This window comes from Actinomadura sp. NBRC 104425 (assembly GCF_030269545.1).
Taxonomy (GTDB): Bacteria; Actinomycetota; Actinomycetes; order Streptosporangiales; family Streptosporangiaceae; genus Spirillospora; species Spirillospora keratinilytica.
In genome coordinates this window covers 18,793-37,189 of record NZ_BSTN01000004.1, presented here as the reverse complement: position 1 = coordinate 37,189, position 18,397 = coordinate 18,793, and the positions used below count along the sequence as shown (strand labels likewise).

Here is an 18,397-nt window from a genome sequence, read left to right as displayed (position 1 = left end):
GGCCGGGAGGTAGTGTCCGAATCATGAGCGAGGCCGACCCGGAGCTGCAGGAGTTCGCGACCAGGCTGTTCGACCTGGCGCGCGGGGGGCGAACCGACGAGCTGATCCCCTACGTCGACGCCGGCGTGCCGGTGAACCTCACCAACGACAAGGGCGACACGCTGCTCATGCTGGCCGCCTACCACGGCCACGCCGACACCGTCCGCGCCCTGGTGGCCCGCGGCGCCGACCCCGAACGCGCCAACGACCGCGGCCAGCGCCCGCTGGCGGGGGCGGTGTTCAAGCAGGAGGCCGAGGTGGTGCGGGCGCTGCTGGACGCGGGCGCCGACCCGCGCGCCGGGCGCCCGTCGGCGATCGAGACCGCGCGGATGTTCGACCTGACCGAGTACCTCGCCTGGTTCGACGAGGCCATCGCCACCTGACCGGCGGCGCGCGGCCGGGCGGAGCGCCGGACCGGCGGCGTGGACCGCCACGGCCGCGGCCCCGGGACCGTGCCCCGGCGGAAGCGGGCTCGCGGTTCGCCCCGCCGGGGCGTCACGACCGTCCGGGAGGGGCGGTGAGGAGGTCGGCGGAGTGGTCGCTGTCCACCAGGACGCGGCGCATGGGGAAGGGGATCTCGATGCCCTCGGCGCGGAAGCGGCGGTGCAGGCGCTTGACGAACTCGTGCTTGATGCGGAACTGCTCGCCGAACTCGCAGATGCGCAGGATCACGTTGAAGCCGATGCGCGAGTCGCCGAAGGTGTGGAAGCGCACCAGCGTCTCGGCGCCCTCGACCCCGCCCTGCACCTCGGCCATGACCTCCTGGCCGACCTCCACGACGACCTTCTCCACGTGCTCCAGGTCGCTGCCGTAGCCGACGCTGCACCCGATGATCAAGCTCATGTCCTGGGCGGGCCGGTGGTAGTTGGTCAGGATCGTGTCGGAGAACCGCTGGTTGGGGATGACTTCGATGTTGTCCGACAGGGTGCGGATCGAGGTGTTGCGCCAGTTGATGTCGACGACATAGCCCTCCTGGCCGCTGCTGAGCCTGATGTAGTCGCCGGGCTCGATGGTCTTGGACGCCAGCACGTGCACGCCCGCGAACAGGTTGGCCAGGGTGTCCTGCAGGGCCAGCGCCACGGCCAGGCCGCCGACGCCCAGGGCGCCCAGCACCGGGGTGATCGATACGCCCAGGGTCTGCAGCATCACCAGCGTGCCGACGCCCAGCACCACCACCCGGGTGATGTTGGCGAAGATCGTCACGTTGGCGGGGGTGTCCTGCTTGCCGAGGGCGATCGAGGCGACGATGCCCGCACCCATCCGCGCCAGGGCCAGCGCGACGATCAGCACGGTGATCGCGGTCAGCACCCGGCCGGTGATGTCCAGGGTGCGCGGCGTGAGGTGCAGCGCGTTGGCCGCCAGCCACGCGCCGCCCAGCAGCGACAGGGGCAGCGCGAGGTCGTGCAGCAGCCGGGCGACCAGGTCGTCCCAGGCCCACCGGGTGTCCCCGGCCCGCCGGGCCAGCCGCCCCGACAGGATGCGCAGGACGATGGCGACCACGACGGCGACCGCCATGATCACTGCGGCGGCGATGACCGAGCCCCACTCCAGTGAGTCAGGCATAGCGCGAGTTCTCTCCCTCTGCTGGACGGTTGTCCGGCGGACCGGCCGGACCTGCGAAATGACCGATGCATGGCAAATGTGCGACATGTCGCACCAGTCCCGATACGTGGTGATCGTAGTGGGGTGCCGGCGCGGGCGGGGGCCTCTCGGAGGGAAGGAAGCGCTGACCCGCGGTGACGATCGACCGGATGCTGAGTCTGGGAGTGGTGCGCCGGCTGGAGGTCTCGCCGCTCGGCCTGCCCAACGGCCCCCACCGCGTCGCCGTCCGCCGCGACCCGCCCGTCACCGCCGCGGGGACGGGCGAGCCGATCGGTCCTGCCACCCGCATGCCGCCCGCCCGCCAGGAGATCTTCCACGACCCAGAACACCCGTCCGCGATCGTCCTGCCCGAGCCGCCCGGCCGACCCGCGGCGGCCGCGCTCAGGCGGGGGCAAGCCGCGCGCCGTCGGCGACGACGGCGGCGTGCGGAGGGTGCGGGCACCGCCCGCCCACGCCCTTCGGCGTGACGGTGACCTCGCGGTCGAACAGCTTCCCGCCGGCGCCGTCGCGCAGCACGACGGCGACCTCGACCGGCTCGGACGGCAGGCCTTTGAGGTCGACGAAGGCGTCGGCGTCGCCGGTCGGGCTGGCCGACGCACCGCAGACGCCCTCGGGCGGCCCGCCAGGGCAGTTCTGCGGCACCGCGACGCTGGACGGCATGAGCCCCAGGGCCCCGCTGGTGCGGCACCGCCCGTCCCAGCACACCGTCACCGAGGCGCTCTCGGCCCTTTGCGCCAGCGGCGCCTTGACCCGGACCGCGACGCCAGGCCTGGTCCCCGGGCAGGCGGCATCCCTCCCGCCCGTGGAGCAGGCCGCCAACCCGCACAGCGCCGCCACCGCGGTGACGATCAACGCACTCGGCCGCATACAGTTCCGACGCGGCTCGACCCTGCGTGGTTGCGTGGCCGCGCGGGCCACCGCGGTCGCGCGGGCGGCGCGGGCCACCGGGATCCGCGGGGCGGTCAGGAGGCGGCGGCGCGGCGGCGGAGGGCCTCCAGGGCGCGATCGGCATGGACGTTCATGCGGATCTCGCTCTTGATGACCTCCAGAATGCGGCGGTCGGTGTCGATCACGAACGTCTGCCGCCGGGTCGGGGCCAGCGCGAAGCCGCGCTTGACGCCGAAGCGGTCCCGCACCGTGCCGTCGACGTCCGACAGCAGCGGGTAGCCGAGGGAGTGCTTGCCGGCGAACTCCTTCTGCTTGTCCACCGGGTCGCCGCTGATGCCGACCGGGTGCGCGCCCAGCGCGGCGAACTCGGCGGCCACATCGCGGAAGTGGCACGCCTCGGCCGTGCAGCCCGCGGTCATCGCGGCCGGGTAGAAGAACAGTACGACGGGGCCGTCCGCCAGCAGGCCGCTGAGGGTGCGCAGCCGTCCCGTCTCGTCCGGAAGCTCGAAATCGTCCACCACGTCACCGACGTTCATGGCGACGACGCTATCCGGCGGCGGGCTCCAGCGGCAGACCCGGCCCCGGCCGGAATGCGGCGAACATCGCCTGGAGGGAGGCCCGCGGCGCGGACGCCGCGGCGGCGGTGTCGGCGCGGTGCAGCAGCGCGGAGATCGCCGGTGCGGACCAGATGCCGCGGGCGCCCGGGCAGGCGCGCAGGTAGGCGGCCACCTGGCCGGTCCGCCAGCCGTGGGCGTCGCGCAGGCCGCGCGCCAGCATGGTCAGGTACGGGGCGGACGGGGCGTTCAGCACGGCCCGTCCCGCACCGTGCGGGGCGGTGAAGGTGAGCATCGGGTACCCGTCCCGCTCGCCGACCTTCAGAACGGTCTCGTAGTGCCCGGGGCCGATCCGCTGCCGCCCGGTGGCCAGCGCCTGCGACAGATCGTGGTCGGCGCCGACCTCGCGCCGCATCTCCTGGGCCATCACATCGCAGAACTGCTCGCGGGTCACCAGGTAGGCGCGGGCGGCCGTGCGGCCCGGCAGCTCGGCGTCGTAGAACGCCATGCCGCCGCCCCACGTCAGCGAGTTGAAGGCGAAGTAGACGCCGCCGGGCAGCGTCACCGCCTTTTCGTCGCGCGCGGGCCGGGGGTCCCGGCAGCCGGTGTAGTGGCGCATCGCCCCCTCGGGGCGCCCACCGGCCAGGTAGCAGGAGAACCGCTCCCGCGCCAGGTTGGACCCGTAGGCCACGTACCAGACGTGATCTGCGCACACGGTCACCCAGTATTACCGCCGATCTCCCGTGCTTTGAACGTCCCACGCCAGGTCGGGGGCCTTTTTGGGGGTGCGGAAGGCACCTCGGGCGCCACATGGTTCCCACATGTCTCATATGGGGTCTGTCGCGTGCGTCACGACGTTCGGAGGTTTGATCCCAGGGCGCTACGGAAAGAGACCATCACAGGCGGGTGTCTACGACGCAGATACCTCCAGGTTTGCGCCATGTGTGCCTTCGGAGGTCTGCGTCATGAAAAGCTCCCTGAACATCGCTTTGGTTTCGATGTCCGTTCTTACCGGGGAGCACACCCACGCTTCCGTGGTGCGTGAGCTGGCCCGCGCGCTGGCACGTCCGGTGCCCGGCGGCGACCAGCGCAACCACGTGACCGTCTACGCGCGCCGCTATGACGAAGCGACGCGCGAGCGGACGCGCCTCGGCCCCGGAGCCACGCTGCGGCTGATCGATGCCGGACCGGCGCGCCCGCTGACCGAGCACGAACTCCTGCGGCACGTCCGCGACGTCGCCGACGAGCTGCGGCGGCGCTGGTCGGGCGCCGCACGCCCCGACGTGGTGCACGCCCACGGCTGGATCGGCGGGCTGGCGGCCTGCGCGGTGGCCAGGGAACTGGGCATCCCGTTCGTGCAGTCCTACCACGGGCTCGGCACCGTCGAGCGCCGCGCCGGACGGGCGGTGCACCCCGCCCGCATCCGCCTGGAGGCCGCGCTCGGACGCGGCGCCGACACCGTCCTGGCGGGCAGCGAGCAGGAGGCGCACGCACTGGTGCGGCTCGGCGTGCCCCGCCCCCGGATCGGCATCACCCCCTACGGCGTGGACGGCGGCCACTTCAGCCAGACCGGCCCCACGCTGCCCCGCGGCGGCCGGCCCCGCCTGGTGACCGTGTGCCGCGACCTGACCGACGGCGGGATCGCCACCGCGATCCGCACGCTGGTCAGCGTCCCCGGCGCCGAGCTGGCCGTCACCGGCGGCCCTGCCCGCGAGGAGCTGGAGAACGACACGGCCGTGCACCGGCTGCGCATGCTGGCCAAGGAGCTGCACGTCGCCGACCGGGTGGTCTTCATGGGCCGGATGCCGCGCCGGTCCCTGCCCAAGCTGCTGCGCACCGCCCGCCTGGTGCTGTGCCTGTCGCCGGACCGCCCGTCGCCGCTGGTGGCGCTGGAGGCGATGGCGTGCGGCGTCCCGGTCGTGACGACCCCGGTCGGCGGCAACGCCGACAGCGTCCTGGACCACATCACCGGGCTGCACGTGCCCGCCGGGCGCCCGGTGGAGATCGGCCGCGCGGTGCGGCGCCTGCTGGCCGAGGAGACCACCCGGCACGGGTACGCCATCGCCGCCGCCGACCGCGCCCACTCCCGCTACTCCTGGAGCCGCATCGCCGCCGAGACCCTGCGCGCCTACGGCCGGCTCCTCCCGCCCGAGGAGGACGAGCCCCACCCGGCCGCCGCGGCCGAGGAGCCCGCCGAGGCGTCGGTGCCCGCCCAGGCCCGCGAGTCCGACCTGGCGGCCGCCCTGATGAGCTGACCTCTCCCTCTCAGAACCCGTGGGATGCCCGGACTGTGCGGTCAGGGCGTCCCACGGTCATGTCAGGCAAGCACACCGCTTCGCGGCGACAACGCCCCAAAGCCGCAGCGCGGCGTTCGTCCTCGGTGACGGCCTGGCGCCTGAGCGCGTCCGCGCCCGGTTACCCTTCCAGCGCCTCGAAGAACGCGGCGCCGACAAGGGTGGTGTGCGCGGCACGGCACCTGCGCCGAGGATCACGCCGCCGAGAAGCCCGTTCAGCTTGTCCAGGCGGGAACGGTCGTACTGGCCGAGGATGTTCAGCGCACCCTGGTAGGTGAGGGAGGGGTCTCGACGCACGCCGGCAGCTTAGGCGCGGCGATCGGCCGCAGACGGGCGGATCACCCGAACCGGACGCGTCAGACGGGGGCGAGGATTTCGGCGAGACGGTCCACGACGGGGCGGGACTGCAGGTGGAGATGGGCGATGTCGAGCCCCTCGTCACCGAGGACGACGAGGAGGTTCCGGTCGCGGACGGCGTAGACGACGATGTGGCCTCCGGAGCAGCGGATCGTCACCTCGCGCAGTTCGCCCATGCCGACCTCGTTGCCCGCGCTCTTGCTCAGCCCGAGCGCGGCGGCGGCGAGGGCGGCCAGCACTTCGGGGCGGACCCCGTCGGTGTCGGAGGCGACCGGCAGCCCGTCGGAGGAGGCGACCGCGGCGTCGGTCACGCCGGTCACCTGCTCGCGCAGGGCCCGCAGTTCGGCGAGTACGGCCTCGTTGTTCATCGTCCCGCCTCAGACCCGCAGTTCGCCGTCGATGCGCCGCAGGTGGTGGCGCGCCAGGGCCAGGTTCGCCCGCTCGCGGTCGAGGACGAGGTAGAGGAACAGGCGGCTGCCGCCGGCGTTGGAGAGCAGCCGGATCAGGTGGTACTGGGTGTCCAGGGTGATGAGGATGTCCTCGATCGAGTCGCTGATCCGCAGCGCCTCCAGGGTGCGGAGCTTGGCCCGCACGACCTCGGCGCTCCGGGCCGCCGCGAGCTCCATGTCGACCTCCTCGGCGCTGCCGGACTCGCCGAGCGCGCCGAGCGCCATCCCGCTGTCGTAGTCGACCAGCGCCGCCCCGAGCGCCCCGTCGATGGCCATCGTCTCCTTGAGCGCGGTTTCGATGTTCATCGGTCTTCCACCCCCTGAACCGGACCACTCAGCAGTGCCGGAGAACAACGTAACGATCTAGGACACCCCGGGCGAGGCGGATCGGGACTTTCGCAAACGTTATTTTCCACCTGTCCGGTGACGGCACCGGAAGTAATCTACGCCAACGCTGGGTGCCTGACCGCTCCGGGGGGCCTGGCATGATGTTGCCACCGTCAGCAACACAGAGCTGCGTTCGGCTGGAAGTGACGACGTGACCGCTTCTCCCATCACGCCCTCGGGGGCCGCAGCCGGCCGGCCGTCGGGCATTCTGATCTCGGCTCTCAGGCGCCGCGGCCAGGAGCGCTTCTCGGGGACTCTGCGCCTGGACGGCAACCCGGGCGGCACGGTGACCATGCGGGACGGCCGGATCGTCGCGGCCGCCACGCCCGCCTCGCCCGGCCCCGAGTCGCTGCTGCTGCGGTCGGGCCGGATCGCCGAGCCCGAGTGGTCGCGGGCGTTCGCGGCGGCGGCCCCGGCGGGGCGGCTGCCGGACGAGCTGGTGGAGCGGGGCCTGCTCGGCGAGGTCGGCGTCGAGGTGCTGGCCCGGACGGCGGTCGTCGACGCGCTGTTCGCGATGGCGCTGACCGGCGTGCACACCTGCACGGTCGAGCACGCCGGCGCGGCCGGGCCCGGGCCGTTGGTGCCGGTGGAGCCCGGGTTGGAGACCGACCGCCTGCTCAGGGAGATCACGCGGCGGCTGGAGGTGGCCGACGGCTGGCGCGTGCTGGACCTGACGGTGCGGTCCCGGCCGCGGGTCGTGCGGAACGAACCCGATCAGATCGTGGACCCGGCCCGGCGCGAGGTCCTCGGCCGCGTCAACGGACGGCGGACCCCGCGCGACATCGCCTTCACTTTGGGCCGCGGCCTGTTCCCCGTCATGTCGGACCTGGCCACACTGCTGCAGGACGGCTTCATCTCTCTCACCGAGGCCCCGACTCCGCCGCCCGCACCCCCCGAACACCCGGTGGTGCCCCCGCCCGGGCCCGCGCGGCTGGACGCATCCGAACTCCCGAGGCGCTACCGCAACGGCAACGCCCCCACCGCCTGACGCGAGCCGCATCCGCGCCTACGGCGAGGCCGCGCCCGCGTTGCGCGAGACGCACGCCGGGCGGCGCCCAGGGTGAGCCCCCGACGCCGCCCCAAGACACACTGAACCGCCGCACCACCCGACGCGGAGGACGAGCGGCCGCACGCTCCGCCTGTCAGGAACCCCCGGGAGCGCCGAGGCGCTCGACCTCAACGGCCCTACCGTCGCCGGTACGGATGCTGCGGCCACCGAGCGGGGACTGCAGCTTCACCGTTTCCGTCACCTTCAGCACGCCGACACCGCCTCCTTCATCGGCGTACGGATTCCACCCTCGGTAACACCGAGTGTGAACCGTCACCCGGTCCCGCGTCTCTGCCGCCCCTATCGCGCAGTAGAGGCCCGACGACATCTGGGCATGCACCTCGATGCTCCGTTCGTCCTTCGATACGACGACCTTGGTCACGGTGCCGTCGAGCTCGACTCCCCTGCTGACGAGCCACCCGTAGGCGACCGCCAGCGCACCCAGCGCCGCGACGACCACGGCGTTGTGAACGAACCGCCGCATCGGCTTCCTCCCTCAACGGGAGCACCATGGTCGCACCACCGAATGCCGGCCGGTGCATTCTCAGATCATGACGTCTGACGTGGTAACAGGCTCCTCACCCATCAGAAAGCGCACTGGTGGCCGACCGCCGGCGCGCCGGGGGACGGCGGTCAGAGGGGCAGCTCGTCTTCCGCTGCGGGGTAAGAGCTCTGCGCGCCGGGCTTGCGGACGGCTGCGGCCCCCACCCGCGCCGCGTAGCGCGCGGCCTCGTCCAGGGCGTCGCCGCGGGCCAGGCGCAGGCACAGCGCGGCCGTGAAGGCGTCGCCCGCGCCCGTGGTGTCCACGACCTCCACCTTGGGGGCCGCGACGGTCACCGCACCGGACGCGTCGGCCGTCAGCGCGCCGTCCCCGCCGAGCGTGATGACCACCGACCGGGGGCCGCGCTCCAGCAGCGCCTCCGCCATCGCCGAAGGGGCCTCCGGGCGCTCCCCGCCGCCGCGTCCGAGCAGGAACGCCGCCTCGTGCTCGTTGACCACCAGCGGGTCGCACAGCGCCAGCAGCTCGTCCGGCACGACGGCGGGCGGGGACAGGTTCAGCACGACGCGCGCCCCGGCGTCCGCGGCCGCCCGTGCGGCGGCCAGGACGGTCGGCACGGGGGTCTCCAGCTGCAGCGACACGACCGCCGCCGAGGAGATCATGCCGCGTGCCGCGGTGACGTCGTCCGGGGCGAGCCGGGCGTTGGCGCCGGGCGAGACGATGATGCTGTTGTCGCCGTCCGGCCCCACGGTGATGAGGGCGACGCCGGACGGGCCGGGCGTGACCAGCAGGTGGTCCAGCCGCACCCCCGCGTCGGCGAGCGCCGCGCGCAGGAACTCGCCGTGCCCGTCGTCGCCGACCCGGGCCAGGATGCCGACCCGGCCGCCGAGCCGCGCCGCGGCCGCCGCCTGGTTGCCGCCCACGCCGCCCGGATGCACGGCCAGGTCGGACCCGAGCACGGTTTCGCCGGGCGCCGGGCGCCGCTCGACGCCCACCACCAGGTCCGCGTTGACCGATCCCACCACGACGACGTCGAACTCCTCCGACACCGCACCCTCCTCGCCACCGAAGCCGTACGGACGCAGGGCTCAAGCTTGCCACCACGGTCAGGTGCCGGGGTCGCAGGGCCGCAGCGACGCCAGATCCACCACCTCGGACAACTCCTCGACGGTCGGGTAGTAGCCGCGACCGACGCGGGCGCCCGCGTCGGTCACCAGGAACGCGCCCGGCACCCCCGCGGGGACGCCGGCGGCGTCCGCCCACACCCGGTGCGCACCGATCAGCCGGACGGCGGTGACCCGTACCCCGCCCGGGCCCGCCCAGCAGCCGCGTTCACCATCCCCCCGATCTTCCCCCACGGAGCGATGTTACTTTCCGTGAACATCTCGGCACGTTCCGGGGTTGTGGCGACAGGGGCCGATGGGGCCGGGGATGAACGCCGTTAGACTCCGCACGTGCGGTGGTTCGCCTTGATCATTACTTTTGCGCTGGCCGGGTGCGTCCTGACCGGCACGGCGCGGGCCGCCGCGCCCTCGCCGCCGTCGTCGCCGTCGCCATCACCGACGTCGGGGAGCCTCGCCGACCGGCTCGCGCGGCTGCTGGCCGACGACCCGGTCCAGGTCACCGACCACGCCCTGCGCGCACTGCCCTACGACGCGCACGAGCGGATCCGCGCCGCGGTGGCGCGCCTGGGCGTCCCGGCGTACGTGGTGGTGACGCCGGGCTTGACAGAGGTCTCGCCGAGGGACGACGACCTGATCGCGTCGCTGCACGACCGGCTCGGCAAGGACGGCGTGTACATCGTCACCGATTCGTCCGGGTCCGGCACGGCGCGGCAGTTCGGTGGAACGCTCCCGGCCGATAGCGCGTGGACCGCGGCGTACCTGCGGTCGGATCGGGACGAGGGGCTCGTGGAGCAGATCACGCGGTTCGTCGACATCGTGACCGCGCCCGACGCGCAGCGCAGGATCGACCAGGCGCGCGAGGAGGCGCGCCGGGACGACTCGTCCGACGGTCCCAGCGAAAGCGACATCAGGGACCGCAAGGAGATGGCGGCGTTCGGGGCGGGCACCGCCCTGACCGGGGTGCCGATGCTGGTGCTGCTGCTGCGCCGGTCGTCCCGCCGCGGCGCGGCCCGGGCGGCGCGGCGGTGATCGGGCGCCTGGCGGCCGTGCTCGCCGCCGCACTTCTGCTCGCCTGCCTCGGGGCGCCGGCGGGCCCCGCCGCGGCGGCGCCGTCACCCGCGCCGCACGAGGAGACCCGGTTCGCCCGGGTGGCGGCGGAGCTGGCCGAGGATCCGCTGTCGGTCGACATGTACCTGGCGGACGCCTTCAGCCGGGCCGACCGCAGGCGGATCAAGGCGGAGATGGCCGCGACGGCCAAGCGCATCGGCGTTCCCGTGTACGTCGTCGTCGCGCCCAACCCGATGGAGTCGGAGTCCTACGGGGAGGACGAGGCGTTCCTGTTCGGCCTGCATGAACGGGTGGGGCGCAACGGCCTGTACGTCCTCGTCGACGAGCACGGACACATCGAATCCGTGGCGTTCGGCGTCCCGCGCCGGATCCCCTACGCGCCGAGCAAGGTCTACTCCCCCGCCGACCTGGACGCGCCCATGGCGGACGTGCCCGCACGGCTGCGGCAGCTGTTCGACTCCGTGGCGTCGGCCCCGTCCGCTCCCGCGAGCACGCCCACGCTCAACAGCACACCGCCTCCCTTCGGGCAGGAGCATCCGCCGTTGGAGGCCGAGTTCTGGGGGCCGTTCCTCACCGGACTCCTCCTCGTCGGCCCCTTCGGGGCGCTGCTGCTGTTCGCGTTGATCCGCGCCCCGGTCGCAGGGGTACGCGCCCTGCGCGCACGGTCCGGGACACCGTCCCGGGGGGAGACCAAGCCGTCGGTGCGCTCCCTGCGTGTGCGCGCCGCTCGCGCGCTCGGCGAACTGCGCGACATGCTGCCCGACCACGAGGAGTCCCCCGGGCACGGCTACGCCGCCCGCGCCTACGACGCCGCGCAGATCCTCTTCGACGACGTCGCCGAGGACCCGGCGGACGCCGACGAGGCCGTGCTCGACCTGGTGTGGGCGGTCGTGCTGGCACGCCAGGGCCGGGAGGTGCTGGACGGGGCGAAGGACCGCCCGTCGGCGCCGTGCTTCGTCAACCCGCTGCACGAGCCGTCCGCCGCCCGCCGCAAGATCAAGGGGCACGGGCGCCGCCCCGTGTGCGCCGACTGCGCCGCCGCGCCCCCGTCGTCGCTGGCGGGCAGGACGCTGCGCGTCCCGGGCGGCCGCCTCCACCACGGTGTGCCCGGACGCTGGTCCAGGTTCGCGTCCGCGGCGCACGGCCGCGAACTGCCCTCGGTGGTACTGGAGTCTCTCGGTGTCGACTGAACACTGGCCTGCACGTCCCGCGGGCGCCGCAAGGGCGCCGTCGCCCGGCGAGCGGATCGCGGCGGCGCTGCGCAAGTCGCCGATCTACGTCGATTCGTCGCTGGCGTCGGCCCTGCCGAAGGCGCGGCGGCAGGAGCTGCTGGCCCACATGCGCCGGTCGCCGATCCCCGTCTACGTCGTGCTCGTGCCGCTGGTGAAGGGCGGCACGTGGGAGGACCCCGAGCAGCTCCTCACCGTCGTGCACGACCGGCTCGGCCGCGACGGCGCGTACCTGTCCCTGGACGACTTCCAGGACCAGCTCGCGGCGCGGCAGTGGGGCGGCACGCCCGAACAGCAGGAGAACACCCGCTACGCCGCGCAGGTGCCGTTCTTCCTGGACGAGATGGAGGACGCGCCGCTGGCCGACCGGCTGATACGCGCCGTCGACCTGATCGCGGCGGGCCGGGGCAAGGCCGAGTACGACGCCGCCACCGCGCACCTGGGCCGGACGCGCACCTCCACCGGCTCCGACCAAAGCGACGACGACGACGGCGGCGCGACCCTGCCCGTGGTGCTGGGCTCGGCGGGGCTGGGCGCGGCCGCCGTCGCCGGGCTGGCGGTGTGGCGGTGGCGGCGGACGGGCCGCGTCCCCCCGCCGTCGCAGCACCGGCTGCCGCGCACCGTGCTGGCCACCGCGCTGCGCGCGAACGAGGAGGAGCTGCGCGGGCAGGCCGCCCGCGAGGTCGTGGCGTTCGGCGAACTGCTGGACCGGACCGACGTCGACGCCTCGGCCCCGCGCGTGCGGGCCCTGATGACCGAGGCGCTGGACGCCTACCAGGCGGCGGGCAAGGTGCTGGACGCGGCGCGCGGGCTGCCGGACCTGGCCGGGGTGCTCGTGCTGGTCGACCGGGGCCGCGACGCGCTGGAGTCGGCGCGGTCGCTGGCGGACGGCGGCCGGGAGGTCCCGAGCAGCCCGCTGTGCTTCTTCAACCCGCTGCACGGCGACTCGGCGGTCGCCGTGAACTGGCGTCCCCTGGGCAGCCGCGAACGGCTGCGCATCAAGGCGTGCCACGACTGCGCCAAGGCCGTCCGCGCCCGCCGCACCCCGCAGGTGCTGCTGGACAGGGTGGACGGGCGCCCGGTGCCGTATTTCGAGGTCGACGCGGACGACAGCCTGTGGGCCCGCACCGGGTACGGGCAGCTGCGCGGCGACCTCGTCCAGCGGATCCTGCGCGGCGACCTGCACCGCTGAGCACCGCTGAGCACCGCCGGCGGCCACGGCGGCCCGAAAGCGCAGGAGAACGCCGGGCACCCGCGGACGGCGCCGCCGCAGGTGCCCGGCATCGCGACGTTCCACCGCGGGCACGACCCCGCGGTGAGAGCGCCGGCCGCCAGGTCAGCCGGCGAACGTGGCCGGGTCCGGGCCGAAGCGGGTGCCCTTGTCGAGGGCGGCGATCGCGGCCTTGTCCTTGTCGGTCAGCTCGAAGCCGAACACGTCGAAGTTCTCGGCGATGCGCGACGGGGTCGCCGACTTGGGGATGACCACGTTGCCCAGCTCCAGGTGCCAGCGCAGCACCAGCTGCGCGGGGGTCTTGCCGTGCTCGGCGGCCAGGCGGCCCAGCTCGGGGTCGTCCAGCAGGCCCTGGCCCTGGCCGAGGGGGCTCCACGCCTCGGTGAGGATGCCGTGCTCGGCGTGGAAGGCGCGCAGCTCCTCCTGCTGCAGGTACGGGTGCAGCTCGATCTGGTTGAGGACCGGCACCACATCGGTCTCGTCCAGCAGCCGGGTGAGCGTGTCCACGGTGAAGTTGGACACGCCGATGGCGCGGACGCGGCCGTCGGCGTACAGCTTCTCGAACGCGCGCCAGGTGTCGAGGTACAGGCCGCGGCTCGGCACCGGCCAGTGGATGAGGTACAGGTCCACGTACTCCAGGCCGAGCCGCTCCAGGCTGGCGTCGAAGGCGCGCAACGTGGAGTCGTAGCCCTGCTCGCTGTTCCACAACTTGGTGGTGACGAACAGCTCCTCGCGCGGCACGCCCGAAGCGCGCAGGGCGCGGCCCGTGCCCTCCTCGTTCTCGTAGATCGCCGCGGTGTCGACGCTGCGGTAGCCGGTCTCCAACGCGATCTTGACGACCCGCTCGGCCTCGGCGTCGGGGACCTGCCACACTCCGTAGCCGAGCTGCGGCATGGTGACGCCGTTGTTGAACGTGACGTTGGGAACGGTCACGAAATCTCCCTGCTCACATGGGTGTTGAAATCATGCATCCGGTATCAGACCACCACCATGCCCGGAATATTCCGGCCTCCACCTCGGGCGGCGCGGTGGCCCGGGTCACAGCGGCGCCACGTCGTAGGGGACCTTGTGCTCGTCGAGGTCGCGCAGGGCCTCGGGGGACGCCCCCGCGTCGACGATGACGCGTTCGAACTCGCCGAGCGGCGCCACCCGGTGCAGCGCCGTGCGGCCCAGCTTGGTGTGGTCGAGCAGCAGCACGTTGCGCGCCGCCGACGCCAGCATCGCCCGCTTCACCGACACGATGTGCTGCTCCTGGTGGAAGGCGTACCCGGCCGACACCGCCGACGTCGACACGAAGCACAGGTCCACGCTGAGCGACTCGATCGCCTCCACGCAGGACACGCCCAGGAACGAGTCGTGCATGGCGTCGTAGTCGCCGCCCAGCGCCATCAGCCGGATGCCGCGGAACTGCGCCAGCAGGTTCAGCCCCTCCAGGAAGTTGGTGACCACCGTCAGCGGCGTCACCTCCGACAGCCGCGCCGCCAGCGCCAGCGTGGTGGTCGAGTCGTCCAGCATCACCGCCATGCCCGGCTCGATGAGCCGGACGGCGCGCTCGGCCACCGCCTCCTTCTCCGCCCGCATCGACTTGCGGCGGTAGGCGACGTTGCTCTCGAACACCCCGGACGGCTGCGCGGTCACCCCGCCGCGGAACTTGCGGACCACCCCCTGGCGCTCCAGCTCGTCCAGGTCCCGGTGGATCGTCATCAGGCTGACGCCGAACCGCTCGGCCAGGTCGGCGGCCGACGCCGACCCCTCCGACAGCACCTGCTCGGCGATCAGCCGCTGCCGCTCCGCGGGTCCCTGCGCCCGCCGCGAGGCGCCCCGCGCCTCGCTCTCCCCTTGCTCCATGGCACCATCCTCGCGCGTGTGGCGGCCTCCCCGCGCACCCGCGGCGAGCCCCCCGCCGGCCCTGTCACCGGTCCGTCGGCCGTCTACCGGGTGCGTCGCCGCCGGCGGCGTCCGGCCACCGCGTTGAGCAGCGTGGAGGCGATCAGCAGCACGCCGAGGGCCAGCAGCTGGTAGCGCGAGCCCGCCGACCCCTCGAAGTACAGCAGGATCCCGGCGTTCAGCCACACCACCAGCAGCGCCGCGACGATCACGCCGCCGACCCGGCCGACGCCGCCGGTGATGGCGACCCCGCCCAGCACGGCGATGGTGATCGCGGGCAGGGCCATGCCGTTGCCGACCGTCCCGGCGTCGGGGCGCGCGGAGGCGAACTGCCCCACCGTGACGACCGCCGCCACCCCCGACAGCAGCCCCGCCAGCGCGAACGCGCGGAACCGCACGCCGCCGACCGACAGCGCCGCGTACCGGGCCGCGGTCTCGTTGGTGCCGACCGCGTACAGGCGGCGCCCGAACGCGGTGCGGTTGACCAGCAGCCACACCAGCACCGCGCAGGGCAGCAGGAAGGTGAAGAACTGCCTGGGCACCGGCGGCAGGCCGAGCGGCAGCCGGACCATGCTGGTCAGGTCGTGCAGGTCCTGGACGGGCTTGGTGGAGATCGGCGCGTTGTCGTGGCTGACCAGCGCCAGCGAGCTGTAGGCGTATCCGGTGGCCAGCGTGGCGATCAGGGAGGGGAAGCCGAGCACGGCGACGAGGAACCCGTTGACCGCGCCGAGCGCCGTCCCGAACGCCAGCGCGGCCACCAGGGACGGCCACAGCGGCCAGCCCCATTCGCCCACCATGAACCCGAACGCCATGCCGGTCAGGCTCACCATCGCCCCGACCGACAGGTCGATGCCGCCGCGCCCCGACAGGATCACCAGCATCTCGGCCAGCGCCAGGATGCACAGCGGCACGAACGACTCCAGCGCCGCCGCCATGTACGCGGCGTCGTACGGGCCGAGCAGGTAGCCGCCCCGGTCGAGGACCTTCATCCAGGCGACCAGCACGGCCAGCAGCAGCACCAGCAGCGCCACCCGGTCGTGCAGCAGCAGGCGGCCCAGCCGGGCCAGGGGCGAGGGCGGCCGCGCCCCGGCCGCGCCGTCGCGCGTGGTGGTGTCCGCGGGCTCACTGGTCGACTGCGGCATCACAGGGACCGCCTCCGGCGCTCGCGCAGCAGGTCAGATCCGACCGCCACGAGGATGAACACTCCGATGAACAGCGAGGTCAGCTCGTTCGGCCAGCTCAGCAGGGTGACCGCGCTGGTGACGGTGCCGACCAGCAGGGCGCCCAGCACGGTGCCGAGCACGGTGCCGCGGCCGCCCTGGATGCTGGTGCCGCCGATCACCACGGCGGCGATGACCTGCAGTTCCATGCCGGTTCCGGCGCTCTGCGCGACCAGTCCGCCGCCGCCGATCATGCAGCAGGCGGCCAGCCCCGCCAGCAGCCCGGTCACGGCGTACACGGTGAGCAGCCGCCGGGTGACGCGCACCCCGGCCAGCCGCGCCGCCTCGGCGTCGCCGCCGATCGCGTACAGGTGCCGCCCGGTCGGGACGTGCCGCATGTACGCCCACATGAGCGCGGCCAGCGCGACGGCCAGCAGCCAGGAGTGCGGCAGGCCGAACGTGCGGCCCTCGGCGCCGCCGCCCAGCGGGCCGAGCGTGCCGGGCACCCCGGCGACCTCCCGCCCGCCGAAGATCTGCAGCGCGACGAACCGGTACAGGTTGAGGGTGCCGAACGTGATGATGATCGGGTGCACCCGGCCGTAGCCGACCAGCGCCCCGTTGATCAGGCCGAGCACGCCGCCGACCAGCAGCGCCAGCCCGACCGCGGGCGCGAACGCCAGGCCGCCGTCGCGCAGCTGCTGCGCCACGATCACCATCACCACGGCCATGGTGCTGCCGACCGACACGTCGATGCCGGCGGTGACGATGACCGCCGTCATGCCGACCCCGACGATCGTCACCGGCGCCACCGTGGCCAGGATGTTCTGCAGGTTGGACGCGGTGAAGAAGGTGTCGACCGACAGGCCGAGCGCCGTCCACAGCAGCGCGATCACGCCGATCAGCACCGCTTCCTGGCCCTCGATCGCGCCCGCGGCGGGACGCCGCGTCCAGGGCCGTGCGAGCGCCGTCATCGTTCCTCCCCTCTGTCGTCCGAGCCCTGGTCCGCGCCCTGGTCCGCGCCCTGGTCCGCGCCCTGGTCCGCGCCCTGGTCCGGGGTCTGGTCTCCGGCGTCGCCCGCGGCCGCGGCCAGGACGTCCGCCTGCGCGGCGCCGTGCGGGAACTCGGCGACGATCCGCCCGCCCCGCACCACCAGGACGCGGTCGGCCAGGCGGATCGCCTCGGGCAGGTCGCTGGACACCACCAGCACGGCGCTGCCCTCGTCGGCCAGGCCGAGCACCAGGTCGTGGATCTCGTCCTTGGCGCCGACGTCCACGCCCTGGGTGGGCTCCTCCAGCACCAGCACGGGCGGCCGCCGCACAAGCTGGCGGGCGAGCACGACCTTCTGCTGGTTGCCGCCCGACAGCGTGCCGACCGGCGTCGCCGGGCCGGGCGCCTTGATGCGGATGCGGTCGATGAACTGGGAGGCGACGGCGCGTTCGCGGGCCCGGTCCACCCACACGCGGGCGCGGCTCAGCACCGGCAGGTGCCCGACGGAGATGTTGAAGCCGATGCTCTTGGACGCGAACACGCCCTGCACCTTGCGGTCGCCCGGCAGCATCGCCAGCCCGGCGGCGACCGCGTCCGCCGGCGTGCGGGGGCGCACCTCGCGGCCCGCCACGTGCAGCGTGCCGGAGTCCGGCGGGTCGATCCCGTACAGGGCCCGCGCGATCGCCCCGGTGCCGGACCCGACCAGCCCGAACAGCGCCACCACCTCGCCGGCCCGCACCTGGAGCGACACGTCCCGGAACGCCCCGCGCCGGGACAGGCCGGCCGCCTCCAGCACCGGCGGGCCGTCCGGCACGGCCCGCCGCTGCGCCGCCCCGGCCGGCGCGTGCCCGACCATCAGCCGCGCGATCTCGCGGATCGTCAGCTCGGCGGTCGGCCGGGTGGCGACCCGGGTGCCGTCCCGCATGACGGTGACGCGGTCGGAGATCACCGTCAGCTCGTCCAGCCGGTGGCTGATGTAGATGACGCCGACGCCGTGCGAGCGCACCGACCGCAGCACGTCGAACAGCACCTCGATCTCGCGGTCGGTGAGGATCGCCGACGGCTCGTCCAGGATCAGCACCTTCGCCTCGTGCGCGAACGCCTTGGCGATCGACACCAGCTGCCGCTGCGCCACCGGCAGGTCGGCGACGCGCACGTCGGCCAGGCCGGGATCGAGGCCGAGGCGGCGCAGCAGCTCGACGGCGCGGCGGCGCTGCGCGGCCCGGTCCACCAGGCCGCGGCGGCGCAGCTCCCGGCCGAGGAAGATGTTCTCGGCGACCGGCAGCTCGCCGAACAGCTGCGGCTCCTGGTAGACGGTGGCGATGCCCGCCTCGAACGCCGCCGCCGTGCTGCCGCCGGGCAGCACCCGCCCGGCCATCTCCACGGTGCCCGCGTCGGCCGCCTCCGCCCCCGAAATGATCTTGATGAGGGTGGACTTGCCCGCGCCGTTCTCCCCGACCAGCGCGTGCACCTCGCCCGCGCGCACCTCGAAGTCGACGCCGCGCAGCGCCTGCACGCCGCCGTAGCGGCGGCGGACGCCGGTCAGCCGCAGCAGCGGCCCCCCGGCGCCGTTGGTCTCCTCTTCCACCGGCCG

The 18,397-nt window shown here is 73.8% G+C and carries 21 protein-coding genes; 6 read left to right on the top strand and 15 right to left on the bottom strand.

What is annotated here, in order from left to right:
- The first annotated feature begins 23 nt into the window (after positions 1–23).
- Positions 24–422: an ankyrin repeat domain-containing protein gene (locus QSK22_RS08000; protein ID WP_285493704.1), complete on the top strand. Its 399-nt coding sequence runs from the start codon at positions 24–26 to the stop codon at positions 420–422.
- A gap of 112 nt (positions 423–534) precedes the next feature.
- Here the strand turns inward: QSK22_RS08000 and QSK22_RS07995 are convergent, their stop codons facing one another.
- The 4 genes from QSK22_RS07995 to QSK22_RS07980 all read right to left on the bottom strand — a co-directional run bounded on the left by QSK22_RS07995 (position 535) and on the right by QSK22_RS07980 (position 3,798).
- The gene (locus QSK22_RS07995) at positions 535–1,602 is read right to left on the bottom strand and encodes a mechanosensitive ion channel family protein (RefSeq protein WP_285493370.1); all 1,068 of its coding nucleotides are present in this window, start codon (positions 1,600–1,602) and stop codon (positions 535–537) included.
- Between the two features lie 420 nt (positions 1,603–2,022).
- The gene (locus QSK22_RS07990; protein WP_285493369.1) at positions 2,023–2,508 is read right to left on the bottom strand and encodes a hypothetical protein; all 486 of its coding nucleotides are present in this window, start codon (positions 2,506–2,508) and stop codon (positions 2,023–2,025) included.
- 95 nt (positions 2,509–2,603) lie between these two features.
- The gene (locus tag QSK22_RS07985) at positions 2,604–3,065 is read right to left on the bottom strand and encodes a peroxiredoxin (protein ID WP_285493368.1); all 462 of its coding nucleotides are present in this window, start codon (positions 3,063–3,065) and stop codon (positions 2,604–2,606) included.
- Positions 3,066–3,075: 10 nt separating this feature from the next.
- Positions 3,076–3,798, bottom strand: coding sequence for a histone deacetylase (locus tag QSK22_RS07980; protein WP_285493367.1), 723 nt, complete (start codon positions 3,796–3,798; stop codon positions 3,076–3,078).
- 322 nt (positions 3,799–4,120) lie between these two features.
- Here QSK22_RS07980 and QSK22_RS07975 point away from each other — a divergent pair, with 322 nt between their 5' ends.
- The gene (locus QSK22_RS07975; protein ID WP_285493366.1) at positions 4,121–5,338 is read left to right on the top strand and encodes a glycosyltransferase; all 1,218 of its coding nucleotides are present in this window, start codon (positions 4,121–4,123) and stop codon (positions 5,336–5,338) included.
- A 57-nt stretch (positions 5,339–5,395) separates the two neighbouring features.
- Here QSK22_RS07975 and QSK22_RS33990 read toward each other — a convergent pair whose 3' ends face one another.
- Genes QSK22_RS33990 through QSK22_RS07965 form a run of 3 tightly spaced genes read right to left on the bottom strand, consistent with a single transcriptional unit; the run spans position 5,396 to position 6,489 of the window.
- Positions 5,396–5,674: an NACHT N-terminal helical domain 7-containing protein gene (locus QSK22_RS33990; protein WP_502872287.1), complete on the bottom strand. Its 279-nt coding sequence runs from the start codon at positions 5,672–5,674 to the stop codon at positions 5,396–5,398.
- 59 nt (positions 5,675–5,733) lie between these two features.
- Positions 5,734–6,102 (bottom strand): roadblock/LC7 domain-containing protein, encoded by a 369-nt coding sequence (locus QSK22_RS07970; protein WP_285493365.1) that lies wholly within the window; start codon positions 6,100–6,102, stop codon positions 5,734–5,736.
- A gap of 9 nt (positions 6,103–6,111) precedes the next feature.
- Positions 6,112–6,489, bottom strand: a complete 378-nt coding sequence (locus tag QSK22_RS07965; protein WP_285493364.1) for a hypothetical protein — start codon at positions 6,487–6,489, stop codon at positions 6,112–6,114.
- Between the two features lie 232 nt (positions 6,490–6,721).
- On the opposite strand from QSK22_RS07965, the gene QSK22_RS07960 reads away from it, so the two are divergent.
- On the top strand, positions 6,722–7,558 hold the full coding sequence (locus QSK22_RS07960) for a DUF4388 domain-containing protein (RefSeq protein ID WP_285493363.1): 837 nt from the start codon (positions 6,722–6,724) through the stop codon (positions 7,556–7,558).
- Between the two features lie 154 nt (positions 7,559–7,712).
- Here QSK22_RS07960 and QSK22_RS07955 read toward each other — a convergent pair whose 3' ends face one another.
- From QSK22_RS07955 to QSK22_RS07945, 3 genes are all read right to left on the bottom strand, one after another.
- Complete coding sequence (locus QSK22_RS07955) at positions 7,713–8,102, bottom strand: hypothetical protein (RefSeq protein WP_285493362.1); 390 nt, start codon at positions 8,100–8,102, stop codon at positions 7,713–7,715.
- Between the two features lie 149 nt (positions 8,103–8,251).
- A complete protein-coding gene (locus QSK22_RS07950; protein ID WP_285493361.1) occupies positions 8,252–9,166 on the bottom strand; it encodes a ribokinase in 915 nt (304 codons plus the stop codon).
- A 57-nt stretch (positions 9,167–9,223) separates the two neighbouring features.
- A complete protein-coding gene (locus QSK22_RS07945) occupies positions 9,224–9,475 on the bottom strand; it encodes a hypothetical protein (RefSeq protein WP_285493360.1) in 252 nt (83 codons plus the stop codon).
- A 96-nt stretch (positions 9,476–9,571) separates the two neighbouring features.
- On the opposite strand from QSK22_RS07945, the gene QSK22_RS07940 reads away from it, so the two are divergent.
- Genes QSK22_RS07940 through QSK22_RS07930 form a run of 3 tightly spaced genes read left to right on the top strand, consistent with a single transcriptional unit; the run spans position 9,572 to position 12,730 of the window.
- Positions 9,572–10,270: a hypothetical protein gene (locus QSK22_RS07940; RefSeq protein WP_285493359.1), complete on the top strand. Its 699-nt coding sequence runs from the start codon at positions 9,572–9,574 to the stop codon at positions 10,268–10,270.
- Complete coding sequence (locus tag QSK22_RS07935; RefSeq protein WP_285493358.1) at positions 10,267–11,499, top strand: hypothetical protein; 1,233 nt, start codon at positions 10,267–10,269, stop codon at positions 11,497–11,499. The genes QSK22_RS07940 and QSK22_RS07935 overlap by 4 nt, the downstream gene beginning before the upstream one ends.
- On the top strand, positions 11,489–12,730 hold the full coding sequence (locus QSK22_RS07930; protein WP_285493357.1) for a hypothetical protein: 1,242 nt from the start codon (positions 11,489–11,491) through the stop codon (positions 12,728–12,730). Before QSK22_RS07935 ends, QSK22_RS07930 begins: the two co-directional genes overlap by 11 nt.
- Positions 12,731–12,874: 144 nt before the next feature.
- On the opposite strand, the gene QSK22_RS07925 is transcribed toward QSK22_RS07930, so the two are convergent.
- From QSK22_RS07925 to QSK22_RS07905, 5 genes are all read right to left on the bottom strand, one after another.
- On the bottom strand, positions 12,875–13,663 hold the full coding sequence (locus QSK22_RS07925; RefSeq protein ID WP_285493703.1) for an aldo/keto reductase: 789 nt from the start codon (positions 13,661–13,663) through the stop codon (positions 12,875–12,877).
- A gap of 144 nt (positions 13,664–13,807) precedes the next feature.
- Positions 13,808–14,617 carry a DeoR/GlpR family DNA-binding transcription regulator gene (locus QSK22_RS07920; protein ID WP_285493356.1) on the bottom strand — a complete coding sequence of 270 codons (810 nt, stop codon included), beginning with the start codon at positions 14,615–14,617 and terminating at the stop codon, positions 13,808–13,810.
- 83 nt (positions 14,618–14,700) lie between these two features.
- Positions 14,701–15,798: an ABC transporter permease gene (locus QSK22_RS07915; protein ID WP_285493355.1), complete on the bottom strand. Its 1,098-nt coding sequence runs from the start codon at positions 15,796–15,798 to the stop codon at positions 14,701–14,703.
- Positions 15,798–16,787 (bottom strand): ABC transporter permease, encoded by a 990-nt coding sequence (locus QSK22_RS07910; RefSeq protein ID WP_285493354.1) that lies wholly within the window; start codon positions 16,785–16,787, stop codon positions 15,798–15,800. The genes QSK22_RS07915 and QSK22_RS07910 overlap by 1 nt, the downstream gene beginning before the upstream one ends.
- A complete protein-coding gene (locus QSK22_RS07905; RefSeq protein ID WP_285493353.1) occupies positions 16,784–18,391 on the bottom strand; it encodes a sugar ABC transporter ATP-binding protein in 1,608 nt (535 codons plus the stop codon). The genes QSK22_RS07910 and QSK22_RS07905 overlap by 4 nt, the downstream gene beginning before the upstream one ends.
- Positions 18,392–18,397: the final 6 nt, after the last annotated feature.

Excerpts from the sequence above, each read along its gene's own strand:
- QSK22_RS08000 (WP_285493704.1), top strand. The coding sequence starts at position 24 with ATGAGCGAGGCCGACCCGGAGCTGCAGGAGTTCGCGACCAGGCTGTTC.
- QSK22_RS07995 (WP_285493370.1), bottom strand. The coding sequence starts at position 1,602 with ATGCCTGACTCACTGGAGTGGGGCTCGGTCATCGCCGCCGCAGTGATC.
- QSK22_RS07990 (WP_285493369.1), bottom strand. The coding sequence starts at position 2,508 with ATGCGGCCGAGTGCGTTGATCGTCACCGCGGTGGCGGCGCTGTGCGGG.
- QSK22_RS07985 (WP_285493368.1), bottom strand. The coding sequence starts at position 3,065 with ATGAACGTCGGTGACGTGGTGGACGATTTCGAGCTTCCGGACGAGACG.
- QSK22_RS07970 (WP_285493365.1), bottom strand. The coding sequence starts at position 6,102 with ATGAACAACGAGGCCGTACTCGCCGAACTGCGGGCCCTGCGCGAGCAG.
- QSK22_RS07965 (WP_285493364.1), bottom strand. The coding sequence starts at position 6,489 with ATGAACATCGAAACCGCGCTCAAGGAGACGATGGCCATCGACGGGGCG.
- QSK22_RS07955 (WP_285493362.1), bottom strand. The coding sequence starts at position 8,102 with ATGCGGCGGTTCGTTCACAACGCCGTGGTCGTCGCGGCGCTGGGTGCG.
- QSK22_RS07925 (WP_285493703.1), bottom strand. The coding sequence starts at position 13,663 with ATGCCGCAGCTCGGCTACGGAGTGTGGCAGGTCCCCGACGCCGAGGCC.
- QSK22_RS07920 (WP_285493356.1), bottom strand. The coding sequence starts at position 14,617 with ATGGAGCAAGGGGAGAGCGAGGCGCGGGGCGCCTCGCGGCGGGCGCAG.
- QSK22_RS07915 (WP_285493355.1), bottom strand. The coding sequence starts at position 15,798 with ATGCCGCAGTCGACCAGTGAGCCCGCGGACACCACCACGCGCGACGGC.
- QSK22_RS07910 (WP_285493354.1), bottom strand. The coding sequence starts at position 16,787 with ATGACGGCGCTCGCACGGCCCTGGACGCGGCGTCCCGCCGCGGGCGCG.